Source organism: Micrococcaceae bacterium Sec5.1, from assembly GCA_039636795.1.
GTDB lineage: Bacteria > Actinomycetota > Actinomycetes > Actinomycetales > Micrococcaceae > Arthrobacter.
Window position 1 is genome coordinate 3816823 of the sequence record CP143430.1, and the last position, 25750, is coordinate 3842572.

Here is a 25750-nt window from a genome sequence, read left to right on the forward strand (position 1 = left end):
GCCGCCATCGAGTCTAACTGCCTGCAGCAGCGATTCAGCTAGGCAAGGACGCGGAGACCACGGGGTACAACCTCGACCACCACAGGCAAACTGCCCACGCGCTCGCCGTCGGCGTAGGCCACTACACCTTCTGCCTCCAGGCGCACTTTCCGTACCCGGCGGATCTCCACGGCCGGATGGCCAAGGTGTTTGCCCGTGAAGACCTTGGGAAACACTGCCAGGAAACGCAGCCGCGACAATGGCTTGACCACAAACAAATCCAGCCACCCGTCGTCGGGCAAAGCATCGGGCGTAATCCTCATCCCGCCTCCGATCGATTGGCCGTTCGCCGCAGAAATCAGCAACGCCGGTTGGCGCCACTGCTCGCCGTCGGCAGTCACCGTGTATTCGATACGCCGGAACGAACCGAGTTCACGGAGCATCGCCAGGTTGTAGCGGCTCTTTCCCCGGGGCCAACGCCACGAGTTCGCCCTTTCGTTGACAGCAGCATCAAATCCGGCCGACAGGACCCCCGCAAAATAGGTGCTTCGCCCGCTGGCGGTGACGCGTCCGGCGTCGATCTTCCGCCCGCCCGCAGCCATTGACTCCAGCAAGCGATTACAGGCGGCATTCGTGTCCGTGAGTGGCAGGCCCAGCAGCCTGGCAACATCGTTGCCAGTTCCAGCAGGAACAATTCCCAGCGGCACATCCAATCCGGCGAGCGCGTTGACGCCCAAATGGACCATGCCGTCCCCGCCCACCACAACCAGCGCACTGATGCCTGAAGTCAGGGCCTCATCAACCAGGGTCCGCAGGTCGTCATAGCTTCCCGCTTCCAGCACGACGACGTCACAACCCCGGGCGCGAAGGCAGGCCGCGGCTTCGTCCCCGGCAAGGCCGTGACGGCCGAACGATGCTGTTGGATTGATGGCAAGGGCGACCTTGGGCGCCGAATGCGTGGGATTCTTGGGCGCCGGAGGATTCACCTGCTGAATTATGCCAGCCGGGAACCACGGAGCCCGCTGCCGACGTTCTCATAGTGGCTGGATAAACTGGCCATACCGCCCCGCCCCTGGAGCGGACCACCATCCTAGAGAAGGGCCTGTGCTTGGCCGAGGGCAGTAGTTCCCACTATCAGGTTCTTCGCGTGTCCGTCACTGCGACGGACAAGGAGATCAAGGTGGCATATCGGAAGGCCGCCCGGAAGGCCCACCCCGATCACGGCGGCGAAGCCGAAATGTTCCGCCGTGTAACGCTCGCTTATGAGACCCTGATTGATCCGAAGCGTCGGGCCGAGTATGACCGGAGGTATGCCAGCGGCGCCTCCGTCCGCTCCCAACCACGTCCGGGCGACTACACAGGCGCGGCCGCGCCGGGTGCGGCGACCAGTACGGGGGTCAGACGTCCGCAGGCCCCGCGCAACACGGCTGGCGATCCGCCCGTTTACGTTCCGGCCTTTGATGACCCTCTTGAGGTTCCCCTCATTTCGATGGCAGAAGCTGCCCAGCAGGTCCATGGCTTGCCGCGAAAGCGCGGCATTTTTGGAGCCGAAGCCCGCATCCAGCGCGAGATGCGTACGGTTCAGCTCATCAGCAGGCAGGTCCTGCCTGCCATCCCCGCCGCAAGGCTCATCAACGGGCTCCGATCGCCCTCTGACAACAACCACATCGACCACGCAGTGCTTTCCGGCTACCGGCTGGCATTGGTTGGTTCCATGCTGTTGCCCAGGGGCGCCTACGCGTGGGACGGCAATTCGTTGCGCCACGGCGGCCGGTCCGTAGCCCCGCCGCAGCTCGCCCACATCGTCCGCCACATGCAGGACATCTTCCCCGAGTTGAACGTCACCGGCTGGGTGGTCCTGCACAGTCCTGACGGCAACCTGCACGAACCAGTCATTGATCACTACGGCAAAGGGCAGTCCAGCCATAACGCGGTTGAGGTGGTCAACGGCGCAGGATTGGTCCGCGGGTTGAAACAGTTCCTCGGTTCAGGACCAGCACCCAACACCGTGGTGGTTCCAGTTCTTGCCCGCTTGCTCCGCGGCATGCACTGAGATCGGCTTTCTCCGGGACTGGTTGAGGGCGATGGTTGATTCAGTATGAAGCCAGTGCGATGGGACTGGCTGGGACGGGACTGGCTAGGATGGGACGGTGTTCCGCATCCTCTTCCACACTCCAGAAATCCCGGGCAATACGGGCAACGCCATCCGTTTGGCCGCCATCACCGGCGCCGAACTCCATCTGGTGGAGCCTCTGGGCTTTGACTTTTCCGATGCCAAGCTGCGCCGGGCGGGCCTGGACTACCATGATCTCGCCGTCGTTACGGTACATAAGGACATCAACGCGGCTTGGGCTGCCCTGCAGCCTGAGCGAGTGTTTGCGTTTACGTCCGACGGCGAAACGTCCTACACGGATATCAACTACCGTGAGGGTGACGTCCTGATGTTCGGCCCTGAATCTGTGGGCCTCCCGGATTGGCTGAAGAAGGATTCGCACGTCACTGCCCGGGTGCGGCTCCCGATGCGACCTTCCCTGCGTTCACTGAACCTGGCAAACGCCGCGTCCATTGCGGTTTTCGAGGCGTGGCGCCAGAACGGATTTGCCGGCGCCAAGGTCTAGCCCATCCGCGGCGCCCGCGGCTGCGAATACCCTGTGCAGGATCAATTCCTGCCTTTGATATTCGATGAGGGAGCTGATGTGAGCGCACTGGAGGCCCTGGTGGTGGCGGCAACCCGCTGCGCCGCTGTGCGCACAACGCCGAGCCCTCGTGCTGCTGGTTTCAAACCGCACGACTTATGCTGGACAGTGATGGACATCCCCAACAGCCCCGGTCCCCCGGTCGTCGAGACTTCGGCCACGGCGACAGATCTGAACCAGCAGCTTACGGGCCTGCTTGAATTGATTGCTGCGGGCGATCAGGACGCTTTCGCTGAGTTTTATCGGCTAACCTCCAGACGAGTCTTTGGCATGGCCAGGCGCGTCCTGATTGACTCCGAGCTGAGCGAAGACGCCACCCAGGAAGTCTTCGTCCAGGTCTGGCAGGGCGCCGCCAGGTTCGATCGCGCATCCGGCAGCCCCATGGCCTGGCTGATGACCATCGCGCATCGCCGTGCCATTGACCGCGTTCGTGCCGTGCAGGCAGCCACAGACCGCGAAGCCCGATACGGCGCAGCGAGCCAGGACCTTGATCGCGACGTCGTATCCGAGGAAGCCGAGACGAACTTTGAGGCCGAGGCCGTCAGCCGGTGCCTTGGCACCTTGACGGACACACAGCGGGAATCGGTCCGCCTGGCCTATTACGGTGGGCTCACTTACAGGGAAGTTGCGGAGCATCTTGGTGCCGCGGTCCCTACCATCAAGTCCCGCATTCGCGATGGACTCCTGCGCTTGAAGACCTGCTTGGGGGTGGGCTGAAATGAGCGAAAACAACGGTGGAGGATTTGTCCGCAGAATGTTCGCGAATGACATCGCAACCGACTTGGCCGAGGGTCGGGTCCTCGAACTCGCGGAAATCTATGCCTTGGACGCGGTTACTGAATCCGAACGGGCCCTGATTGACGATTACGTCAAGGACGCCCCGGAAGGTCCAGCGTTCCAGGAGCGGGTCAGGCAGGCCCGCGAGACCCTGGTGGCAGGTTTCGCCCCTGAGGAAGAGCCGCCCCCTGCCGTCTTCGCCAAAATTATGGACCGGATCAACCGGGAATCCGCAGATTCCCCTGCAGGGTCGGGCAGTGATCCAAAGCCGGAGCCAGTCCTCGACGAACTGGCACTCGCCCGGACCAAGCGCGGAGAACGCCGCGGCCTCGGGCGCGGACGCGCCTGGCTGGTGGGCGCAGCGGCTGCTGCCGTCATCGCCGTCGGTGGCGTGGGTGTAGGCGCGTACATAGCCGGCCAAAACGATCCCGTGAACCAGGTCCTGCAGGCCCAGGACGTCCAGAAGAAGACGGCCCAGGTTCCCGGAGGCGGCACGGCTACCATTTCCGCTTCCTCCGCCAAGGACTCCTTCGTGGTGTTGATGGACGGCGTTGCCCCGGCACCCGACGGTAAGGTCTACCAGTTGTGGACGTTGCCGAAGGATGGATCTGCCCCTGTGCCGCAGGGCACTATGGACGCCGAGACGTTGTCCAAGCCGGCGGTGGTGAAGGGATTGTCCACAGCTTCCTCAGTAGCTATAACGGTGGAACCCACTGGCGGATCAAGCTCGCCCACGCAGCCGCCTGTGTTGGTGGTTCCGCTGAGCGCCTGACGTCGGCCAGACGGCGTCATCGCTTTAAGGCCCGACGGCGGCCGCGCACCTTCCGTGAGGTAGGTGGGGCGGCCGCCGTCGTTATTGCCTGCAGTTGACCGGCAGCTACAACACGAGCGACAACAGCATCACGAAGCCGAAGCCAACCAGGGAGATCAAGGTCTCCATCACGGACCAGGTCTTGAAGGTCTGACCGACTGTCAGGCCGAAGAGCTCCTTGACCAGCCAGAAACCAGCATCATTCACGTGCGAGAGGAACAGCGAGCCTGCACCGATTGCCAAGGCGAGCAGTGCCGCGTGGGTCGGGGTCAAACTGCTGGCCAGGGGCGCGACAATGCCCGCAGCAGTCACGGTAGCTACAGTGGCGGAGCCCGTGGCGAGGCGGAGTGCCACCGCCACAATAAAGCCGAGCACAAGGACGGACATGTTGGCACCTTCCGCCCACTTCTTGACGGCGTCGCCCACTCCAGCACCAATCAGTGTCTGCTTGAAACCACCGCCGGCTCCAACTATCAGAAGAATCGCTGCGATGGGGCCAAGGCTGTCGCCCAGCTTGGCAGTGATCTTGCTGCCAGTGAATCCCACTGCGTAGCCGAAGCTCACAGTGGCAGCAAGTACCGCCAAGGTCATGGCGACCAGGGGCTGGCCCACGAAATCGAAGAAGATCCTGATCATCGGAGCAGTGGCCGCGTCCGGCCAGATAATGTCTCCCAAAGCCTTTAGCAGCATGAGGACTACCGGGAAAATGATGGTCAGCAGCGTCACCAGGAACGAGGGCTGGCGCTTGACGTCGCTAAGATCGGCGCGGTGCTTGGTGTCGATGCCACCCGCCACGGCGGGAGCGTTTACCGGAACCCAACGTGCGGCCAGGCGGGAGAAAAGCGGTCCACAAATGATGACCGTGGGAATGGCCACGAGGATGCCCAGGCCCAGTGTTGTTCCCAATTCAGCCTTTACGGCGCTGATGGCAATCAGGGGTCCCGGGTGCGGGGGCACCAGGCCATGGAGCACTGAAAGGCCCGCCAAAGCCGGTATCGCGATGCGCATGAGCTTCATCCCGGATCTCTGCGTCACAAGGACAATCACGGGAAGCAGGAGCACAAGACCGATTTCGAAGAACATCGGCAGGCCAATGATCACTGCCACAAGCGTGATCATCCAGACGATCTTGTTGCCGGTGGCCTTGGCCAACAACGTATCCACTACCCGATTGGCTCCCCCGGAGTCCGCGAGCAACTTGCCAAGCATTGCGCCCAAGGCAATCAGGAGGCCAACTTCCTTGAGGACGCCGCCAACTCCGTCCTCGAAGTTGGTAATGACCTTGCCCAGTTCCACGCCTGAGGCGAGGCCGACAAACGCCGAGCCCAGCACCAGCGCCAGGAATGGGTGGAATTTCAGCTTGGCGATCAGGACCACAATCAGCGCAATACCCAACGCTGCCACCACAAGAAGCTGGGTGTCGTGCGCGGACCACTCCTGCACCTGTGTGGCCGTTTCCAGCGCGATCATGACGCTGCCGCTTCGGAACCGGCGCCCAGGGGACGCAAGCCGAGCCGTTCGATGATTTCGTCCGCCTCCTCAGCGGGCGAGGCGGAAACACACAGCGAGATGTAGCTCTCGTCTTCTGTGGGTTCCTCAAGTGCTTCGAACTGGGACTCCAGGAGCGACGGCGGCATGAAGTGGCCGTGCCTTGACGCCAGCCGGTCCGAGATCTTGTCTTTGCTCCCTTGCAGGAAAACGAAAACAACCCCTTCGCCCCTGAGTACGTCGCGGTACTTCTTCTTCAACGCCGAGCACGTGATGATGGCCGGCGTACCGGCATCTGTATGCTCACGGATCCACTGGGCAATGATGCCAAGCCAAGGCCATCGGTCCTCATCGCTGAGGGCCTGGCCCGCGTGCATCTTGGCCACATTGGCTTCCGGATGGAGATCGTCGCCTTCGGCGAGATCCCATCCAAGCTTTCCGGCGAGTACGCCGGCTACAGTCGACTTGCCCGAACCGGAGACTCCCATAATCACCAGTACGGGTTGCTGTGCAGTCTTCGCCATCAAAGTCTGCCTTCCTCGAATAAATATGATTTAACCGAGGTCCAGCATATGACACGGGTTACATATCGGCAATGTCAGAAGCCGGCGATAGTACTGGATCCGTTAACGGACACCACGTGGAAACTCTCAGCACTTGCGCCGGCAGGGAGCCCTGCTCGCGCACCGTTGGCCATCAACATGCCACGGACCACACGCTCCATCCCCTCGATGTCCGGGTGCTGGCTCGCGTGGATGCGGATCGCATCGAGCTTGGCATCAACATGCTTGGTGACGTCCACGAAATGGTTCTCACGGTCCTCTGGACTTGAGATAAACCATAGCCAAGGCAGCTTGTAGGCCGTCAGTCCGGCCTCAACCAATTCAGGATAGGCAAAGGGATTCTCCACGGCAGGATAAACCGCCCTGGTCACAGCTTCCCCTGCTGCGAGGTGGTCGGGGTGACTCTTCTGGAGGCGGTCCCAGTTCCGTTCCGGGTGCATGGTCAACACGATGTCCGGGCGGATTTCCCGGATCAGCTTCACAACCTGCTTGATGACGTTGTGTGTCGGCTCAAGGTAGCCATCGTGTTCGTGCAGGTAGCGGATGTCGTTGACTCCCACCAACTCTGCCGCGCGTTGCTGTTCTATGGCACGGAGTTCGATAATGCGTTCCCGGTCAACGGGATCAAACCCGCCGGCGTCGCCGTCAGTCATGATGCAGTAGGTGACCTGTACACCGGCAGCAGTCCAGGCAGCTATGGTTCCTGCAGCTCCGAAGTCGATGTCGTCAGGATGGGCAGTAAAACAAAGCACCCGCTCAACACGCTCCGTGGAGGCGTTGAACGGGCTCTTTGCTGACGAAACGCCAGAAGTCAAAGGGATCAGCCTTTCCGCTTTTTGATCTCAGCTGTTGCCTGCGGCACAACTTTGAACAGATCGCCGATAATGCCGAAGTCCGCGATCTCAAAGACAGGAGACTCTGCATCCTTGTTGATGGCCACAATGACCTTGGACGTCTGCATTCCTGCCTTTTGCTGGATTGCTCCTGAGATGCCTGCCGAAATGTACAGCTGCGGAGAGACAGTCACACCGGTTTGGCCCACTTGCGCGTCGTGGCCAATCCACCCTGCATCCGTTGCTGCCCGCGAAGCACCAACCGCAGCACCAAGGGCATCGGCGAGTTCTTCCAACGGGCCAAAGTCGCCATCGACGCCCCGCCCGCCGGCCACAACGATCCGGGCCTCGCTGAGGTCGGGCCGGCCACTGGCGGGCTTCTCAGTGCGGGAGGAGATCCGGGCCGCATTCGCTGCAGCATCTGCAGGAACCTCAACCTTGGCTGTCGCGGGAGCTGTCGCTGCGCCTGCCGGCTCTGGTTCCACGATGTTCGCTTTTACGGAAAAGACTGCCACCGGAGTGGTGGCCTTCGCCGTGGTGTTGTACGAACCCGCGAGGACCGACTTGTGGGCAGTGCCGTCCGCCTCCAGACCAACGACGTCCGTGATGACTCCGGCGTTGAGCTTAATGCCGAGTCGTCCCGCGATTTCTTTGCCCTCGGGCGAGTTTTCGATCAGGACAGCGGTGACGCCTGAAGCCACCACTGCAGCCGCGAGGTACGCGGCCTTCGGCGCAACCAGGTAGTCGTCCAGATCCGCCACAGATGGCTGGTAGATCGTCGCCACGCCATAAGCACCCAAGGTGGCCGCGACGTGCTCGGTCAATTCACCGTTGAACGCGACGGCGGTCTCCCCCAGCTTCCGCGCAAGGGTCAGGAGCTCCAAGCTGCTCTTCTTGAGCGCAGCTCCGGGGTTGTCAATGAAAACAAGTGCATTTGCCATGATTGGAGTCCTTTAGAGCAGCTTCTGTGCGGCCAGGAAGTCGACGAGCTTGATGCCGGCGTCGCCCTCGTCGGTGATGATCGTCCCTGCGGTTCTGGGCGGGCGGGCAGCTGCAGACTCCACAACCGTCCACGAGCCTGACTGGCCTACCTCGGAAGGATCGACGCCGATATCGGCAAGCGACAACGAGGCAATCTTCTTCTTCTTGGCTGCCAGGATTCCCTTGAAATTGGGGTACCTGGGTTCGTTGATCTGGTCTGTCACCGAGACGAGTGCAGGAAGCTGCGCTTCAACGGTCTCCGAGTGGGAGCCGGCATCCCGGCGTGCCACCACGGTGCCGCCGTTAACCTCGAGGGTGGAAGCAAACGTGAGCTGCGGGAGCGACAACCGCTCCGCGAGCTGAGCCGGGATGAGTGAGGTCTCGCCGTCCGTGGAAGCCATGCCGGTCAGGACCAGGTCCACCGGGCGTCGATCGGCGGAGAGATGGCGGATGGTGGCCGCAAGCGCCAATGATGTCGCAGCGGCGTCCGAACCGGCCAGCGCGTCATCGCTGAGGTGGACCCCGGAGTAGGCGCCAATCTGCAACGACTTCTTGACTGCGTTTACTGCACCGGAGGGCCCCATGCTGAGGGCAATGACCTCGTTGCCGGCTTTGGCCCCGCCACGCTCTTCGGCCAGCTGCAGTGCTGCCTCAAGCGCGTACTCGTCAAGTTCGGACAAGATGCTCTCATCGCGGTCAGTTGTGTTGCCGGGTCCGGTGATGTGCCGGTCGAACTGCGCGTCCGGGACGTGCTTGACCAGAACGACAATCTTCAATGTCTCTTCCACTGTCTTCGAAGCAGCCTTCCATGCTTGCGGACGGCCAACCGCAGGAGCGTGGCCGTGAATTGCCCAGCGTGTGGGCTTCCCCTAGCTAAGCATATTGCCCGCAGAAATCCACTGCGCGCGTTAACGCCTGTTTCATCAGCAACGGCCAAAGGGCCGTGGACACGCCGACGGCGGGCCACACCACTGAGGTGCCGCCCGCCGTCGTCCGCTGTGCCAGCAGGTTCCTGCTGTTGGGGTTTGTTAGTGCTCTTCGGGTTGTTATTGCTGTGCGGCGTCCAAAGTAACTTCTACTTCCTGCGACTGGCCGTTGCGCTGGATAGTTACCTTCACCTTCGCGCCGGCGGCCTGTTCGCGGACGGCCGCGGTCAACTGGTTGGGGTCAGTCACCTGGTAGTCGCCGAACTTGGTGACGACGTCGCCAACCTTGATGCCCGCCTTCGCCGCGGCGGAACCCGTGGTCACCGAAGCAACCTCTGCGCCAACGGAGAATCCGGAGTCGCTGCCCGTGGACGACTTCGATCGTACGGAGACACCAAACTGGCCATGGCTAGCCTTACCGGTATTGATGATTTCCTGTGCAACGCGCTTGGCATGGTTGATCGGGATGCTGAAGCCAACGCCGATGTTTCCAGTGGAGGAATCTGCTGTGCCGCTGCCCGCGGAAGCGATAGCAACGTTGACGCCGATGATCTCGCCCTTGCTGTTTACCAGCGCGCCACCGGAGTTGCCGGGGTTGATGGCAGCATCCGTCTGGATCACGTTGATCGAGATTGAGCCCTCATTCGCGCTCGGCTGGCTCTGGCCGCCACCTGGAGGGGCGAACTGGAAGCCCTGGTCACCGCCCTGTGAATTGTCAGTGCCTTCCTTCGGGGCAGCTGAGGAGGCAACGCTGATAGTGCGGTTGAGTGTGGAGACGATACCGTCCGTCACCGTGCCCGTCAGGCCAAGGGGCGAACCAATCGCGACGGCGGTGTCGCCCACGTTGATTTTCGAGGAATCCCCGAGCGTAGCCGGCACCAAACCGGAAGTATCGTCCACCTTGATAACTGCCAGGTCCGAGAGAGGATCAGTTCCAACAACCTTGGCCTTGAGAACCTTTCCGTCACTGGTACGGACCTCGATGGCGGCATTGGATGTTGCGCCATCCAGCGTGACGACGTGGGTGTTGGTCAGGATGTGGCCTTGGTCATCGATAATGATGCCGGAGCCCGTTCCGCCCTCGTTTCCACTCGTTGCCTTGATGGTGACCACGCTCGGAGACGCCTTCGCCGCTGCTGCCGTGATGACGTTGACGTCGTCCTTGTTATTCACAATTACCGTGCTCGACTGGCCACCACTTGATGCAGCCGGTGCCGGGTTGTCCAAAAGCGCGGTGCTGCCTGCCACCACACCGCCACCTACCAGGCCAGCGGCAAGAATGCTGGCAATGAGCGTTCCAATACCGAATGCCGGCTTGCGCTTGGTGCCGACGGAGGACTGCTGACCCGGAGCGCTGTGGAGGTTCGGGTTCCCAGGATTGGTGCTTCCGCCATAGAACGGCTGGTGCTGCGGGTAGTTGGGACGGTGCCCCGGGTCCTGGTGCTGCGGACCGCCGTAGTACTGCGGCTGGGTGTTGGCATGCGGGCCTTGGTTTACGTTGGCGTGAGGTGCCGATTGGGCAGGCGGCTGAAAGGCCGGCAGCGGAGTCGTTGCATGGGTACCGGTTCCCTGCCCGGAGTTCCAACCAGGCTGCTGTGCGTGCTGCTGTGTCGGCTGCTGGTGGGTGGCAGCGGAGTCAGGCCTCGCAGCGGGATCCCGCGGCTCGGACGGATCACGGTTCTCTGGTGCGTTGCCCTGCGCTGGGTTCTCCGTCATGGGTCTTCCTTTCATCCTTGTCTTCCATAACTATGGCCCTTTTTACTGGAACAAAATCGGACGTTCGCTGGGAGCTTCCTGAAAGCCAATCGCCATGCTGCAGCAGAGCCAGCGTGAAGGGCCAACACGGCAGACACACAGAGCCTCAACGCCCAGGCATGGCGCGTTTCTCCCGTGTTTCGCTGGTGGCATATTCAAGGCTGTGGACGGGGTATGGGGTGCACCATAGAATCAAGTGGAATTGCCACAGCGACCTGCGGCTTTACAAACCATGCGTGGGGGCGCTGAGCATTCTGTGACGATTGGTTCGCCTTGTTCCAGTCGCAGACGTGCTGAAGGGTTGCACATGCGGTCAATAGTGAAACGTGTACTCGCCGTGATTGGCGTGGCTGGAATGTTGGCCCTCCCGGCCGGCGCCGCCTGGGCTGCAGATCCGGTGACTATACCGTCCGGCCAAAACATCGTGGATGATGCCAATGTCCTGGGCAGCCGCAAGGGTGAAGTCCAGGAAGCCATCCAGAAGACGCTCAAGGACCACAAATACAACCTGTACGTGGTCACGGTGAACTCCTTCGAGAACCCTTCTTCGCCTGCGGAATGGGTCAAAGCTGTAGCCACCAAGAAGGGCATGGGCAAGGCCGACGCAATTCTGGCAATCTCCACCGCTGGTCAATACAACTTCGCCCTGAACTCCGGCAGTTCCATTTACTCCAAGCAGTCCACCATCGCTCAGAACGCCGTTGTAGCCAACCTGGCGGGCGGTAAGAAGGACTATGCCCAGGCAGCAATTGACACAGCCGCAGCTATTGGAGACGCGGCCGGCGGTGGAAGCGGTACCGTGCCAAGCGGCAACGGCGGTGTCGGGGTCCTCGTAGGGGTTGGCGTTGTTGCAGCAGGCGGTGCGGCCACCTATCTCTACCTGCGAAATCGCCGCAAGAAGGTGGGCCAGGCATCCAGTGCGAGCTATGGTCCCCAAGGAGAAGAGCTTGACCCATTGGCAGCCCTCAGCATTCCGGAGCTGCGTCAGAAGAGCGGCTCGTTGCTGATCGAAGCTGATGACGCCATCAAGTCCAGCGAACAGGAGCTTGGGTTCGCACAGGCCCAATACGGTGATTCGGCGATCGGCAACTTCACCAAAGCCCTGCAGGAAGCCAAAGCCCACATGACCGAATCGTTCAAGCTGCAACAGCAGCTGGACGACCATATCCCGGACACCGAGGAACAACAGCGGACATGGCTCGGAGAGATTATTCGCCGTTCAGAGGCAGCCCTCGCGTCACTGCGCGACCAGAAAGCGGACTTCGACTCCCTTCGTGAACTCGAGAAGAAGGCCCCGCAGGCTTTGGCCACTGTCACGGCAGGCGCCCGGGAGGCCGACTCCAGGATCGCCACCGCAGAGCAATCCCTTGAGGGCCTCCGCAGTAAGTACGCCGAATCTGCGTTGACGCAGGTCTCAGACAACATCCTGCAGGCCAAGGAACGCCTTGCGTTCGTACAGAATGCTGCCACCACCGCCCAGGAAAAACTGTCTGCCGGCGAAAACAGCCTGGCTGCCGTAGCGGTTCGCGCTGCCGAAGAAAGCCTGCATCAGACGAACGTCCTGATCGACGCTATTTCCAAGACGGCAGGCAGCCTTGACGAGGCACGCGCCTCCTTGGAAAGCGCCGTTGCGGAGACCAGTCAGGACCTCGCGCAGGCCAGGGCCATGATCCAGTCGGGTGAACATCCTGAACTCGCCGGCCCTGTGGCTGGTGTGGAAGCGGCCCTGGGCCAGGTCAAGGCTGAAATCCAGGGTGGCAAGATCGACCCCATTGCTACGTTGACCCGCGTAGAAACAGCGCACCAGGCGCTTGATCAGTCATTGTCCGGGATCCGGGACCAGCAGGAACAGGCCCGCCGTGCACAAGCATCCTTGCAGCAAACCATCATGGCGGCACAGGCCCAGATCAGTGCGACCTCGGATTACATCACGGCCCGTCGAGGCGGCGTTGGGACAGAGGCCCGCACCCGGCTCGCCGAGGCCCAGCGCAATCTCGACTACGCTTTGTCGATCTCGCGCAATGACCCGGTCACGGCTCTGACCTACGCCCAGCAGGCACACTCACTCGCTGCGCAGGCAGCGCAGCTGGCGCAGGCCGACGTCGACCACTTCGGCTATGCCGACCAAGGCTACGGCCGCGGGGGCATGTTCGGTGGTGGCGGCGGAGGCGGTGGTCTTGGAGGCGCAATCCTCGGCGGCATCCTCATCAACTCCATCTTCAACAGCGGTGGCGGCGGTTGGGGCGGCGGTAACAGCGACGGCGGTGGCGGCGGCGGATTCTTCGGCGGCGACTCCGGCGGCGGCGACTGGGGCGGCGGTGGAGGGGGAGACTTCGGCGGCGGCGACTCTGGAAGTTTTTAGCCCCACAGTTTAGATGGGGTCGATGCCCCGTCTAGGAGCGGTACAACAACTGATCACTGATTTCAGTGGCTTCCACTGAGCAGGACGAAAGGCAACACCATGGTTAAGCAGTCCATTTTCGGTCGGATCTCGCAGCTCGCCAAAGCAAACATCAACGCTTTGCTGGACCAGGCTGAGGACCCGCAGAAGATGCTGGACCAGATGGTCCGCGACTACACGAACAACATTGCTGAGGCCGAGTCCGCAGTGGCTCAGACCATCGGGAACCTGCGCATGCTCCAGGCCGACTACAACGAAGACGTCAAGAATGCCCAGGACTGGGGCAACAAAGCCCTGGCCGCGTCACGCAAGGCCGACGAATACCGTGCTGCCGGTGATACCGAGGATGCCACGAAATTCGACAACCTGGCCAAGGTTGCCATCCAGCGACAAATGACGGCAGAGTCCGAAGCACGGGCCGCCGAGCCCAGCATCGCGTCCCAGACCGAGGTTGTGGACAAGCTCAAGAGCGGGCTTGACCAAATGAAGAACAAGCTCAACCAACTCACGGCCAAGCGCAATGAACTGGTGGCCCGTTCCAAGACCGCTGCTGCGCAGTCGCAGGTGCACGATGCCCTGAAGAGCATCGACATCATGGACCCCACCAGTGAGGTTGGCCGCTTCGAAGAGAAAATTCGCCGCGAGGAGGCCAAGGTCCTGGGCCAGCAGGAGCTTGCTGCCTCCAGTTTGGACGCCCAGTTCAACCAGCTGGAAGACCTTGGGGAGCAGACCGAAATTGAGGCGCGTCTTGCGGCCCTCAAGTCCGGCGGCAGCAAGCCTGCCATCGGTGCCGGTGCCCCTGCGTCCAGCGGTGCAACCATCGACGAAACCGACTTCGACAAGCTCTGACAATGTGAGGGCTTGGCGGCCCTGTGATATTGCCTGAACCGATGTTGGCTGGACCGATGTTAGCTGGACCGATGTTAGCTGGACCATGAGGAATGGCCGGATCCCACTTGGGGATCCGGCCATTTCGTTCTCTGAGGGCAACCCCGCCTAGAGTGAGGAGGGCTCCAACGGATCCTGGCTGGGACTGACATCCGTGGCCACTTCAGCACGAATTTCGAAACCCTTTGGGTGGAAATAGGTCACGGTGCATTCAAGGACTTCACCGTGTGCTCCCAGTGTGGTCCTTTCCAAGCGCGGGACCATGGGAAATTCGCGGACATTCAGTGCATCGGCGAGGTGCTCCGGCGGGGCGTGCATCGTGACGGTGATTTCAGCACGCTGGAGGGGTTTGGACGTCCTGTCCTGGATGACTTGATAGATGGAATTGCGCTCAGCATCCGCGAGGCTGATGTGACGGCCAATGTGCGAAGGGATGAAGATTTCAGCAATGGCATAGGGCCAACCGCCGCTTGAATAGGAACGACGGATCACGAGGACAAGATTGTCATCGGACACCAGCTTGGCTGGCACGGACCTATCCTTCTCCATCCACTTGTATTCGATCAGGCCTTTTACAGTCTTCATTCCTGCTGCTGTGAACGTCTCCATGAAGGGCGCCAAGCGGTTCAGCATCCGTACCGGACGCTGGGCCATGACGAAAGTTCCCTTGCCCTGCCGGCGAACAAGCAGCCCCTTCACAACGAGGGTTTCTATCGCCTTGCGGACGGTAGTACGGCTGATCCCGTACTCGTCCATCAATGATTCTTCGGTCGGGATCCGTGCGCCCGGTTCCAACCGGCTGACTTGATCAGTCAATACGTCTGCAACCTGCTGGTACACCGCTACGGGGCTGTTCCTTTGCAGGGCCTGTCGATCCAGGCCCTGGTTGTAGTCTTCCTTGACCATCCGGCCTTCCCATCCATTCCCGGCATGCCGCCATTCCGGATTTGATGCTAGCACCGGGACTTCCAGGGGTCTGGTGCAGCACAAAACAAAAGGTCCGGATCAGTGAAAACTGATCCGGACCTTTTCTCCAGTTGCGGGGACAGGATTTGAACCTGTGACCTCTGGGTTATGAGCCCAGCGAGCTACCGAACTGCTCCACCCCGCGTCGCAAGAACAACTCTACCGCACCCGGAAGGGTGCTTATGACCATAGTGCGGGGAAGGTGCTGCAGATCACGGCCCTGAGTGCTAGCCGGCAAATCGTCACCAAGGTCTGCGGCTCAATCGACCTTCAGAGCCTCCCCTTGACCCCGATAACCGGGCACAGTCCGGAGCCGCAGGGGACACGCAGATTCCACGGCGCCGCGGCATGTGACTACCGCTGCCCGGATTTGAGACTCCCCACCCCGCCAGCCTGTCAGGGGCGCATATGCGTGGCGACTCTTGAGCTGCGGAGCAGCATCCTTGGGTCGAGTCCGCAAGATGTGCCGCCGCCCCAAACATCACGGGAAAACAAAAGACCCGGACCAGTGAATACTGATCCGGATCTTTTCTCCAGTTGCGGGGACAGGATTTGAACCTGTGACCTCTGGGTTATGAGCCCAGCGAGCTACCGAACTGCTCCACCCCGCGTCGCAAGAACAACATTACCGTCAGGTGAATGGCAGACCAAATCCTGACTACGTGATGTGCATCTCCCCCAACCAATATCGCTCAACGCGACTCCAGCAAGCCGCTGCCCAAGTGTTTCCTTTAAGCCGAAAGGGCCGTTGCCCCTCCAGGAGGAGAGGTCAACGGCCCTTCTTAATCAGGCTGTGTCAACTATTTACCGGGCATTAGCTGCTCGGCGAAGGCGACGGTGTGGCGCTTGGCGTAGCACTTGGCGTCGCTGTCGGTTCCGGCGTTATGCCGAGACGGGTTTCGGCGTCGATCGCCCTCTTGAGAGCCTCGGAGAGCCTGGTCTGCTGCTGGCCATAGGTGGCGAAGTCTCCCTTGGCCAGAGCTGCCTGGCCATCCACGATTGCCTTGTTGGCGTCGTCCAGAGCTGCCTTGAGATCAGCCTTGGCATCAGTCGGGCCGGCCGGGGGCGTTGTGGTCCCAGGCGGGGTCGCGGGCGTCTGGCCATTGTTCTGGAAGTCGCCTGCCTTGGCACCGGAGTTGCCACCGAACAACTGGTCCAGGGCCTCGTCCAGTGTCGCCGCAAAGCCGATCTTGTCGCCGAAGGCCACGAGCACCCGCTGCAAGGTGGGGTAAGAAGTCTCGCCTGTTGACTTCAGGTAGACGGGCTGAACATAAAGTAGTCCGCCACCCACGGGCAGGGTCAGCAGGTTGCCGTTCAAAACATCCGAAGCACCCTGACGCAGCAAGTTAAGCGCCTGGGAGACTGTGGGATCAGAGTTGAACTTGTTCTGCGCCTGGCCTGGGCCAGGGACCTGGGTGTCCGTTGGAAGTTGCAACAGCCTTAGCTTGCCGTAGCTGTCCGCTTTAACCCCCTTGACATTTCCGGCATCTGAATCCGCCGCCAGGAAGCCATAGAGGATATTCCTTGCGTTCCCGTTGACTGTTTGCGGAATGAAGGACGACGTCAGTTGGAACGCAGGCTTGTCCTGGTCAGGCATCTGCAGAGACATGTAGAACGGCGGCTGCTTGACGGCTTCCGAAACTGTGGGGTCGTTCGGAACACTCCAGGCATCGTTGTTCTGGTAGAAGTTGTCAGGGTTGGTGACGTGGTAGCGTCCGAGAAGTTCACGTTGGACCTTGAAAAGGTCCTCCGGGTAGCGGACGTGGCTCATGAGTTCGCCAGACATCTCCGTGTAGGGCTTGATAGTGGCAGGGAACACCTTCTGCCAAGCCTTCAGGAGAGGATCCTGGTCATCCCAGGCGTAGAGCGTGACCGAACCGTCATAAGCGTCAACAGTCGCCTTGACCGAGTTCCGGATGTAATTGACGGAGCTGTTAGGCAGCGTCACCGTCCGGCCTGCACTTGTCTGCGAATCAACGGTCGCATTCTGCAACTGCTGGGGTTGGGAGTACGGGAAGTACTGGCTGGTGGTGTAACCGTCAACGATCCACTTCACGCGACCATCGACGACGGCCGGATACGCGTTGCCATCCACGGTCAGGTACGGAGCGAGCTTCTCAACCCGTTCGCGGGGATTGCGGTCATAGAGAATCTGGGATTTCTCGTTCACGCCATCCGAAAGCAACAAGTCCGAGGACTGGAATTTGATGGAGTACAGAATCCGGTTGAGCCAGTTGCCCACAACGGGCCCGCCGTTGCCGGTGAAGGTGTATTGCGTCTCTCCCCCGCCTTCGCGTCCCGCTGGGCGGTCTTGTTCGCGATGCTGGGCACCTTCCGGAGCGCCAACGATCGAATATTCGGGAGAGTTCTCGCCGAAGTAGATGCGTGGTTCGTACGTTGTGTCATTGCCGAGAACGCCGTTGGACGGAATGCCCGATTGCAGGAATTCCGGCTTGCCATCAACCGTGAACTTATTGCCCTTCGCTGCGACCACACCGTAGCCGTGCGTGTACACGATGTGCCGGTTGACCCAGGTCTGCTGGTTTGCGCTCAGGCCATCCGGATTCAGCTCGCGAACAGCGATGACGGTGTCCTGTACTTTTCCGTCCACCGTGTAGCGGTCCACGTTCAGCGTCTGGGGGAATTGGTAGTACGGACGGTACTGCTCAAGCTGGGCGAACGCCGAGGAGATGAGGTTCGGGTCCAGCAGGCGGATGTTGGCAGCGGTCTGGGCGTCCTTTGCCAAAGCTCCGCTTGTAGCAGTTGTTGTGGCGTTATAGGCCGAGACATCAATCTTGTCCAGGCCGTAGGCTGCCCGGGTCATCTTAATGTTGCGGTCGATGTACTCCCTTTCCAGGGTGTTCTCCGAGGGACGCACCTGGAATTGCTGGATAACCCATGGGTACACGCCACCAGCCAGGATGGCGGTGATGATCAGCATCGCTGTACCGATTACTGGCAAGCGCCAGCGGCCGATGACCGCAGCGATGATAAAGAGGATCGCAACCAAGCCGGCGGCAACCGCCAGGATGGCCTTCGTGGGTACAACGGCATTGACGTCCGTATACAGTGCACCCGCCCACCGTCCGGATGAGCTTTGCACCGTGGAGTACCTGTCCAGCCAGAAATTCACGCCAAGCAGCAACAGGAAGAATGCACCCGTCACGGCAATGTGGATCTGCGCGGCACGGCTTGTGAAGACACCACGCTCCATGAGCCGGATGCTTCCGTACAGGTAATGAGTGAGGATGCCCGCAATGCCGGCCACTACGGCGATGCTGATGAGGAATCCGGTAACAAAGCCAAGGAACGGAAGCGACATCAGGTAGAAGCTGATGTCCAGATTGAACAACGGATCTGTTTGGCCAAAGGGTTCCTGGTTGAAGAAGAGGAGGACCTTCTGCCACTGGCTGGCGGCGGCGCTTCCGGCAAAGAGTCCGAACAGGATGGGCAGGCCGATCATGACGACCCTGCGGACAGGCTCAAGCTGGGCCTGGTAGCGGTTGAGGTTGTCACGTGACTCAGCATCCGGAGCGTAGACCGGCCGGGCGTGGTACGCGATCCTGATGGCGAAGTAAACGGCAGCGAACATCATGGCGAAACCGACCAGGAAGGTGACGATCCGGGCGAGGTTCTCGCGGACATAGACTTCGAAGAAGCCGAGCTGTTGGTACCAGAGGACGTCTGTCCACACATTGGCGAAGAAAATGAATCCAACGACGGCCACTGCAACGACGATGAGTGTCGGTGTCAGGGCACCTCGTCTCAGCGGCGATCTTCCGGGCGGGTTGGAGCTGGCGGGACGGGACAAACTCTGTACCTCATTGGTGGTCGTCAGTTAAAAGTCGGTGTGCGTGTGTTCGACGATCTCTGCCCCTGGGCGATGGCGGAGTCCGTCATATATGCCACGAGTGGCGGTGGAGCTAAGTTCCACCGCCAGTCTAGTTGTTGGCGCAGGTGGGAAGGCCCGCCGTGTCTTGTCCTGAACCGAGTCGTTCCACTGCCGCGGTGGCATCGGCCAGCGTTTCCACCTTCACTACCTGCAGGCCATCGGGAATATGCCCTACGACGTCGGCACAATTCGCCGCCGGAGCCAGGAACATGGTGGCCCCATGCTGACGCGCTCCGATCATCTTCTGTGCAATGCCGCCGATGGCTCCCACTGCCCCATCAGCCGTGATGGTTCCGGTCCCTGCCACGTGCTTTCCTCCTGTGAGGTCCCCCGGCGTGAGATTGTCCACGACGCCCAGGGCAAACATCATTCCGGCGCTCGGACCCCCCACATTGTCCAAGGAAATTTTCACGTCAAAGGGGAAGGTGAAGTCGCTGCCCAGGAGAATGCCCAGAACGTAGCGGCCAGCGGGATTCTTGGTGGGCGTTATCGTTTCCGTGACGGCAGAACCGTTCCTGTCCACGACGACGGCCACCGGGGCGCCGTTTCCGGCTGCCAGTTCAGCCTGGACCAGGCTGAGGTAGGAGATCGGTTTTCCGTTAATGGAGGTCAGCCGGTCTCCTTCCTGAAGTTTCCCTGCTGACGGAGACGGGTCCGACAGGCCGGCAACCTTAAGCCTCTGTTCAAAAGGGATGTCCAATTGCCGCAGTGCTGCGGCAACAGCGTTTTCCTGCGAAGTCTCCATGGCAATCTCGCCTTGCTGGACCGTCTCCTCCGCTGTGGTGCCTTTGGGATAGATCAATTCCTCGGGATAAACGGCTTTCGATTTGTCCAACCAGGCGCGAAAGACCTCGAAAATAGTTGCGGGAGTCTTCGGCCCGCCCGTCATCACCACCGTCGTCAGGTCCAGGTTCCCCTTGGCTGGGTAGGACTCATGTCCCGAAATGCTGATGACCGGTTTGTCGCCATCCTGCCCCAGCGTATTAAAGGTCGGTCCGGCAGACTCAACAACATAGGGAACCGGCAAAGCAGCCGCCCCGATCCCAAGTCCCAGGGCCAAGAGGCCCGAAACCACCATGATCATGTACCGGCCGCTGCCGGGAGGTTCCGGAGATTCGGGGGAGGAATCGGCGTCGTGCGTTTGACGCGGGTCGAGCGAGCCCTCCGGGCTGGGCGAAGTAAGCATTGAGGCCTCTCTTTACCGGCACTATGCGACCGGTATTTTGGCTCCTGCCGCTGGCCGCGGCGACGGGCACATACCAAACATCCACATTACGCGGTTGGACGTTGTGGGGATGCTTTGCCTACAGCGAACGACGCCGCGCACAGGCAGACAGCCTTCCCACCGCGCGGTACGGTGAAAGTGATCACCAGCCAGTTCGACGATCGGCGGCACCATGACTTCCAATCCCAACAACCCGTCAGATGACGATGAGACGCCCAAGGACCCGCTGGCGGAAATGCTGCAGAACCTGATGGGCGGCCAGGGCATGGGTAACATCGATCCCGCCGAACTCGCCAAGGCCGCAGGGCTGCCCAACGATCCCCAGCTCCTGCAACAAATGTTCGCGCAGGTCCAGGCCATGATGAGTTCAACGTCCGAGGGTCCTGTGAACTGGCAACTGGCCCACGAGAATGCCCGGCGCGTTGCGGCGGCCGGGAGCGATCCCTCGGTCAACGCCCAGCAGGCCCGGGACATCGATGAAGCGCTCCGGCTCGCGGAACTGTGGCTGGATCCGGTAACAGATCTTTCCGCTACTGGACTTATCGGCCGTGCATGGTCCCGCGCGGAATGGGTTGAAGCAACCCTTGGAACGTGGAAGCGGCTGACTGAGCCAGTTGCCAACAGCATCGCCAATGCCTTGTCCAACGCGCTGACCCAGCAGATGCCCGAGGAAATGAAGTCCATGATGGGTGGCGCCTCGTCCATGCTGCAGAATATGGGCGGCGCCATTTTTGGGATGCAACTGGGACAGGCGATTGGCGCACTCTCGGCCGAGGTAGTCAGCTCCACGGACATTGGTGTTCCCTTGGCTGACCTGGAGATGGCTCTGCTCCCGGCCAACGTCGCCAAGTTCGGCGAAGGACTCAGCCTCCCCGAAAATGATGTCCGGCTCTTCCTCGCCGTCCGCGAGGCAGCCCACGCCCGGTTGTTCGTGCAGGTGCCGTGGCTTCGCGGCCACTTGCTCGGCGCCATTGAAGCCTATGCGCGAGGCATCCACATTGACATGTCCCGAATCGAGGATCTCGCCCGGGATCTGGATCCCGGCAATCCTGAAGGAATCCAGGAGGCCTTGTCCCAGGGTGTCTTCACTCCGGAGCGGACGCCAGTGCAGACCGCCGCTCTTGAGAAGCTCGAAACGGCGCTTGCCCTGGTGGAGGGGTGGGTAGATGAACTCACTGCTGAAGCCACGGACAAGGTACTGCCCTCGGCTACCGCCCTGCGCGAAACTGTCCGTCGTCGCCGTGCCACCGGCGGTCCCGCTGAACATGCTTTCTCTTCGCTTGTGGGGCTGGAACTGCGCCCACGCAGGCTTCGCGAGGCCGCTACTCTGTGGGCGACCCTGAAAGAAGAACGCGGTATTGCTGGCAGGGATGCCATCTGGCACCACCCTGACCTGCTGCCCACCGGGGAAGACCTCGACGATCCGAAGGGCTTCTCCGAACGCCGCAGGCTCGCCGAGGCCAGCGACACCGAAGTTGACGATGCTCTGCAGAAGCTCTTGAGCGGTGGCTACGATGAGCCCGCTGAAGCCACATCGGAGGACGAAGACTCCCAGGATGAAGGCTCCCAGGACGACACCGGGCCTGACTCGGGCAGCGAAGACCCGAAGTCACCGTCCACTTAATACTCACCGTCCACCTAAAGTCAGCAATGGTCGCCATGGATTATGGCGACCATTGCCGTCTCTAGCCCGTCGCGTCCGGTTCCGTTCCGGCGGATTGGTTGGCGTCACCGCTCAACCCACGGGACGTCGCGAACGCGACCCCCTCCAAGAATGCTTTGGCGCGCTGTGTCTCCGGGTAGGCCTCAAGCAAGCGCCAAAACTGCGCGTTGTGTCCAGCTACCAGCAGATGCGCCAATTCGTGCAGGAGCACGTAGTCGATCACCCATTGGGGCATCGCCTGAAGCTTGTTGGAAAGCCGGATGGTTCCATCCGCTGGAGTAGCCGAACCCCACCGGGAGTTCTGGTTGGTCACCCAGCGGACCGACGTCGGAACCGCCCGTCCTCCGAGGTAGGTCCGCGAAAGGTGCGCTGCATGCTGGGCAAGTGCCTCGTCCGTAGCAGGCCTGCGCCGATCTGGTTTACCCGCCCGGCGCTCGCCTTGCCTCTGCAGCTTGGCAAGCATGCGCCGCACCCACTCGCGCTCCTGCGATTTAGTAAAGCTTGCCGGAATCGCGACAACGGCATTACCGTCTTCCCAAAACGCTGCTACCGTCCGCCGCCTCCGGGCTGAGCGCCTGACGACTACCGGAGCGCCGTCGTCGGTGAGCATCTGAACGTCGGGCTGACCGGCTGTTGAACGCGGCATCAGAGGTTGGTGCTTTCTGCGAGGACGGCGAGGACAGCTTCTCCGTAGCGCTCCAGTTTGGACGGCCCTACCCCCGCCAGTCCAGCCAATTCCTCCAGCGACGCCGGCCGGGCTTCGGCTATTGCCGTTAATGTGGCATCAGTGAAGACAACGTAGGCCGGAACGTCGGCAGATTGCGCTTCATCGCGCCGCCACTGCCTCAGGGCGTCGAAGGTCTGTTCCTCGTACGTGGGCGGGCATTGGTTGCAGCGACCCACCTTCCTCTCTGCCCCAGAGGCAAGCATGCTTCCACATACCCTGCACGACGCCGGTGCCGCAGCTTTGCGGCGCGTGGAACCTGCCCGGCTCCTGGCGTTCGCGGACGCCACCGAATCCGGCCGGAGTCCATCGAGGAAACGGGAGGGCTTGCGGTTGGCACGGCCACCGGGAGTACGCGCAGAGGACCACGACAGGTTCAGATGCTCACGCGCACGGGTGATCCCGACGTAGAGCAGCCGGCGTTCTTCGTCGACGTCCTCCGGAGTGTCCGCGAAGGAGATAGGCATGAGTCCTTCGCTGAGGCCCACCAGGAACACGGCGTCCCATTCAAGCCCCTTTGCCGAGTGAAGGGAGGCAAGGGTCACACCTTGAACCGTGGGAGCATGTTGGGCAACCGAACGTTCCTGGAGCTCGTTGACGAACTCAGCCAATGTGAAAGACTCTCCGCGCGTGACTGACAACTCATCAGCCAAGGCCACCAAGGCAGCCAGCGATTCCCAACGCTCGCGAAGGGCTCCCCCGCTGTGCGGCGCGGCTTCGCTGTAGCCAAGCGAAGCGACAATGTCACGGACAATCTGGCCCAAGGGCTCCGGAGCGCCTTCCGCCACGGCCCTGGTTGCAGCCCTCAACTGCAGGATCGCATCCCGGACCTCCTTGCGCGCGAAGAACCTCTCTCCGCCGCGAAGCTGGTAACCGATCCCAGCCGACGCCAACGCTTGCTCGTAAGCTTCGGATTGCCCGTTGGTGCGGAACAGTATGGCGATCTCGCTCGCCTTGACTCCCGTGTTGAGTAGCTCCTGGATTCTGCCGGCAACGACCGCCGCCTCCGCTTCGTCGTCCGGACATTCCATGAACCGAGGCTCCGGGCCGGCCGGCCTTTGGGCGACAAGCTTGAGCGGAGGCGCCCACGCCGCATCGGCAACCGGTCCGCCACTTCGCCGGGACCCGAGGAGATCATTGGCCAGCTTAACGACCTGTGGCGTGGACCTGTAGTCACTGATGAGCTTGACCACGGTGGCACCTGGATAGTGTGCCTTGAAATTCAAGAGATGCTTGGGCGAGGCCCCCGTAAAGGAGTAGATGGTCTGGCTGGCATCGCCCACCACGCACAATTCGTCACGGCCACCCAGCCAGAGATCCAGGAGCCGCTGCTGAAGCGGGGAGACGTCCTGGTACTCGTCGACGACGAAGTGGCGGTATTGCTCCCTGACCGTGGCTGCCACTTTGGGATCCTCCTGGAGGATCCCAACGGTAATTAACAGGACGTCTTCGAAGTCAATGACGTTGCGGTCAGTCTTAATATCCTCGTACGCCTGGAACACCCTGGACACAGCCGTGAGGTCGAAACCACCCGGAGTCCCGCGTCCTTGTGCATTCTCCAGGTAGTTGGCAGGTGTGAGCATAGATACTTTTGCCCACTCAATCTCTGCAGCCAAGTCCCTGATGGACGCGCGATCGGTGCTGAGGCGAAGCCTGCGTGAGGCCTCCGCGATCATGTTCGCCTTGTGGTCCAGCAGGCTGGGCAGGGTGCCGCCGACCGCCTGAGGCCAGAAGAACTGTAATTGCCTCAGGGCCGCGGCGTGGAAAGTCCGCGCCTGGACATTGGCCACGCCAAGATCCCGAAGCCTGCTGCGCATTTCGGCCGCCGCCCTGGCTGTAAAGGTCACGGCCAGCAGCCTCTGAGGCGAATACACTCCCGAGTGCACTCCATAGGCGATGCGATGCGTGATGGCGCGGGTCTTGCCTGTGCCCGCACCTGCAAGTACGCACAGAGGGCCTGTGAGAGTGCTGGCTACTTCACGTTGCTCATCATCCAAGCCGCTGAGGATTCGCTCCTCGAGTGAGCCACCGACGTCGAAAATTCCTCCTGTCACGGCTGGAGGTCTTCGATGACGCCGCCGTACCAATGCTCAATCAACGAGCGGGCGATCGACAAGCGCGTGGAGATGGTGATCTCGCCACTCAACACGGCCTCCTGCAACTCTTCCCGGCTGAACCACCGCGCTCGGGTGACCTCGACGCCGTCGGGGCGGGCAACGGCGTCGTTCGTTATTGCCGTAAAGCCCAACATGAGCGAGGCAGGGAAGGGCCACGACTGCGAACCGAGATACTGGCATGCAGTAACGCGGACACCTACTTCCTCGCCAATTTCGCGGACAACAGCCTGCTCAAGCGATTCCCCGGGTTCAACAAATCCAGCGAGGGTGGAGTAGTTCCTGGCGTCGGCAGGCCCGCCGCCACCCAGCAGAAGCCGGCCATCAGGGCCAACTACAGTAACAATGATCGCCGGGTCTGTGCGCGGATAGTGCTCAGAGTTGTCCTTGGGACACCGGCGCACCCAGCCCCCGGTTTCGATATCGGTCGGGGTACCGCACTGCGGGCAATGGGTATGTGTTGCGTGCCAGTTGGAGATGGCGCTGGCTTCGATGAACAGGGCGGTGTCAGTAGCATCGAGACGTCCGGCAACTTCCCGGAACCCTGCCCACTGCGCATCGGAAGGGATCAGGGCTGTCCCCGGAACGGGCGGTTCAGCAACTGTAAACAGCAAAACAGGAGTACCCTCGGCCACGGAAGAAGGCCGCAAGGTTGTACCCAAGTAGATAGCCGTCAGGGCGCCAGTTTTTGCCTCGCCGAGGGCCGCCCACAGCGGGCCAGCGTCCCCGAACCAGAGGCCGTCCGCGTTCACCAGCGCCTTGCGTTGGGAAATGACCATGGCCTTGGCCTTGCCAGAGACGATGAGGTCTTCAACCATGCCAGGCTTCATGCGCTCACTGGAGCCTCGGTCCACCAACGCCGGGCGCACTGGAAGAACAGTTTCCATCAAGTGGTTGGCCAGCGCCGGAGACTCCGCATAACTCATGTATCTACCGTACTGATTCGCACCGACAAAGAACATTTGGATCGGCCGCTTGTGCATATCCTGGCATTGCCGGCCGCTGAACTGAACCGATGATCCACTTCGGCCTTGTTTTCGTGCGGATCTGAAGACTCGCCGCACTGCA

The 25750-nt window shown here is 61.3% G+C and carries 20 protein-coding genes and 2 tRNA genes; 7 read left to right on the forward strand and 15 right to left on the reverse strand.

Translation table 11 applies throughout. The features are described from left to right. Nucleotides 1–38: 38 nt before the first annotated feature. Nucleotides 39–965 carry a YegS/Rv2252/BmrU family lipid kinase gene (locus VUN82_17360; GenBank protein ID XAS70846.1) on the reverse strand — a complete coding sequence of 309 codons (927 nt, stop codon included), beginning with the start codon at nucleotides 963–965 and terminating at the stop codon, nucleotides 39–41. A gap of 122 nt (nucleotides 966–1087) precedes the next feature. On the opposite strand from VUN82_17360, the gene VUN82_17365 reads away from it, so the two are divergent. The 4 genes from VUN82_17365 to VUN82_17380 all read left to right on the forward strand — a co-directional run bounded on the left by VUN82_17365 (nucleotide 1088) and on the right by VUN82_17380 (nucleotide 4224). Further along, entirely contained in the window at nucleotides 1088–2032 is a 945-nt protein-coding gene (locus VUN82_17365) for a J domain-containing protein (GenBank protein ID XAS70847.1), read from the forward strand. Between the two features lie 97 nt (nucleotides 2033–2129). Beyond that, nucleotides 2130–2597, forward strand: a complete 468-nt coding sequence (locus VUN82_17370; protein XAS70848.1) for a tRNA (cytidine(34)-2'-O)-methyltransferase — start codon at nucleotides 2130–2132, stop codon at nucleotides 2595–2597. 189 nt (nucleotides 2598–2786) lie between these two features. Next, nucleotides 2787–3392, forward strand: coding sequence for an ECF RNA polymerase sigma factor SigK (gene sigK / locus VUN82_17375; GenBank protein XAS74728.1), 606 nt, complete (start codon nucleotides 2787–2789; stop codon nucleotides 3390–3392). A 1-nt stretch (nucleotide 3393) separates the two neighbouring features. After that, a complete protein-coding gene (locus VUN82_17380) occupies nucleotides 3394–4224 on the forward strand; it encodes an anti-sigma factor (GenBank protein ID XAS70849.1) in 831 nt (276 codons plus the stop codon). Nucleotides 4225–4329: 105 nt separating this feature from the next. Here VUN82_17380 and VUN82_17385 read toward each other — a convergent pair whose 3' ends face one another. The 6 genes from VUN82_17385 to VUN82_17410 form a co-directional block, all read right to left on the reverse strand. After that, nucleotides 4330–5733, reverse strand: coding sequence for a gluconate:H+ symporter (locus tag VUN82_17385; protein ID XAS70850.1), 1404 nt, complete (start codon nucleotides 5731–5733; stop codon nucleotides 4330–4332). After that, entirely contained in the window at nucleotides 5730–6275 is a 546-nt protein-coding gene (locus VUN82_17390) for a gluconokinase (GenBank protein ID XAS70851.1), read from the reverse strand. Before VUN82_17390 ends, VUN82_17385 begins: the two co-directional genes overlap by 4 nt. A gap of 74 nt (nucleotides 6276–6349) precedes the next feature. Continuing rightward, nucleotides 6350–7129 carry a PIG-L deacetylase family protein gene (locus VUN82_17395; protein XAS70852.1) on the reverse strand — a complete coding sequence of 260 codons (780 nt, stop codon included), beginning with the start codon at nucleotides 7127–7129 and terminating at the stop codon, nucleotides 6350–6352. Nucleotides 7130–7134: 5 nt separating this feature from the next. Beyond that, entirely contained in the window at nucleotides 7135–8088 is a 954-nt protein-coding gene (locus tag VUN82_17400; GenBank protein XAS70853.1) for an electron transfer flavoprotein subunit alpha/FixB family protein, read from the reverse strand. Between the two features lie 12 nt (nucleotides 8089–8100). Further along, nucleotides 8101–8904, reverse strand: a complete 804-nt coding sequence (locus VUN82_17405; protein ID XAS70854.1) for an electron transfer flavoprotein subunit beta/FixA family protein — start codon at nucleotides 8902–8904, stop codon at nucleotides 8101–8103. Nucleotides 8905–9174: 270 nt separating this feature from the next. Continuing rightward, complete coding sequence (locus tag VUN82_17410) at nucleotides 9175–10770, reverse strand: trypsin-like peptidase domain-containing protein (GenBank protein ID XAS70855.1); 1596 nt, start codon at nucleotides 10768–10770, stop codon at nucleotides 9175–9177. 346 nt (nucleotides 10771–11116) lie between these two features. Between VUN82_17410 and VUN82_17415 the strand changes: the two genes are divergently transcribed. Together VUN82_17415 and VUN82_17420 are read left to right on the forward strand one after the other, a co-directional pair. Further along, the gene (locus VUN82_17415; protein XAS70856.1) at nucleotides 11117–13171 is read left to right on the forward strand and encodes a TPM domain-containing protein; all 2055 of its coding nucleotides are present in this window, start codon (nucleotides 11117–11119) and stop codon (nucleotides 13169–13171) included. A 99-nt stretch (nucleotides 13172–13270) separates the two neighbouring features. Then, complete coding sequence (locus VUN82_17420) at nucleotides 13271–14059, forward strand: PspA/IM30 family protein (protein XAS70857.1); 789 nt, start codon at nucleotides 13271–13273, stop codon at nucleotides 14057–14059. Between the two features lie 147 nt (nucleotides 14060–14206). On the opposite strand, the gene VUN82_17425 is transcribed toward VUN82_17420, so the two are convergent. The 5 genes from VUN82_17425 to VUN82_17445 all read right to left on the reverse strand — a co-directional run bounded on the left by VUN82_17425 (nucleotide 14207) and on the right by VUN82_17445 (nucleotide 20142). Continuing rightward, on the reverse strand, nucleotides 14207–15004 hold the full coding sequence (locus VUN82_17425; GenBank protein XAS70858.1) for a GntR family transcriptional regulator: 798 nt from the start codon (nucleotides 15002–15004) through the stop codon (nucleotides 14207–14209). 131 nt (nucleotides 15005–15135) lie between these two features. Further along, a tRNA-Met gene (locus tag VUN82_17430) sits at nucleotides 15136–15209 on the reverse strand. Between the two features lie 392 nt (nucleotides 15210–15601). Then, nucleotides 15602–15675 (reverse strand) — tRNA-Met (locus VUN82_17435). 203 nt (nucleotides 15676–15878) lie between these two features. Beyond that, on the reverse strand, nucleotides 15879–18875 hold the full coding sequence (locus VUN82_17440) for a UPF0182 family protein (GenBank protein XAS70859.1): 2997 nt from the start codon (nucleotides 18873–18875) through the stop codon (nucleotides 15879–15881). 130 nt (nucleotides 18876–19005) lie between these two features. Further along, entirely contained in the window at nucleotides 19006–20142 is a 1137-nt protein-coding gene (locus tag VUN82_17445) for a S16 family serine protease (protein ID XAS70860.1), read from the reverse strand. A 211-nt stretch (nucleotides 20143–20353) separates the two neighbouring features. Here VUN82_17445 and VUN82_17450 point away from each other — a divergent pair, with 211 nt between their 5' ends. Further along, a complete protein-coding gene (locus VUN82_17450; GenBank protein ID XAS70861.1) occupies nucleotides 20354–21805 on the forward strand; it encodes a zinc-dependent metalloprotease in 1452 nt (483 codons plus the stop codon). A gap of 61 nt (nucleotides 21806–21866) precedes the next feature. On the opposite strand, the gene VUN82_17455 is transcribed toward VUN82_17450, so the two are convergent. Genes VUN82_17455 through nudC form a run of 3 tightly spaced genes read right to left on the reverse strand, consistent with a single transcriptional unit; the run spans nucleotide 21867 to nucleotide 25608 of the window. Beyond that, nucleotides 21867–22490, reverse strand: a complete 624-nt coding sequence (locus tag VUN82_17455; GenBank protein XAS70862.1) for a M48 family metallopeptidase — start codon at nucleotides 22488–22490, stop codon at nucleotides 21867–21869. Continuing rightward, on the reverse strand, nucleotides 22490–24622 hold the full coding sequence (locus VUN82_17460; GenBank protein XAS70863.1) for an ATP-dependent DNA helicase UvrD2: 2133 nt from the start codon (nucleotides 24620–24622) through the stop codon (nucleotides 22490–22492). Before VUN82_17460 ends, VUN82_17455 begins: the two co-directional genes overlap by 1 nt. Next, nucleotides 24619–25608, reverse strand: coding sequence for an NAD(+) diphosphatase (gene nudC, locus VUN82_17465; GenBank protein XAS70864.1), 990 nt, complete (start codon nucleotides 25606–25608; stop codon nucleotides 24619–24621). The genes VUN82_17460 and nudC overlap by 4 nt, the downstream gene beginning before the upstream one ends. Between the last annotated feature and the right edge of the window lie 142 nt (nucleotides 25609–25750).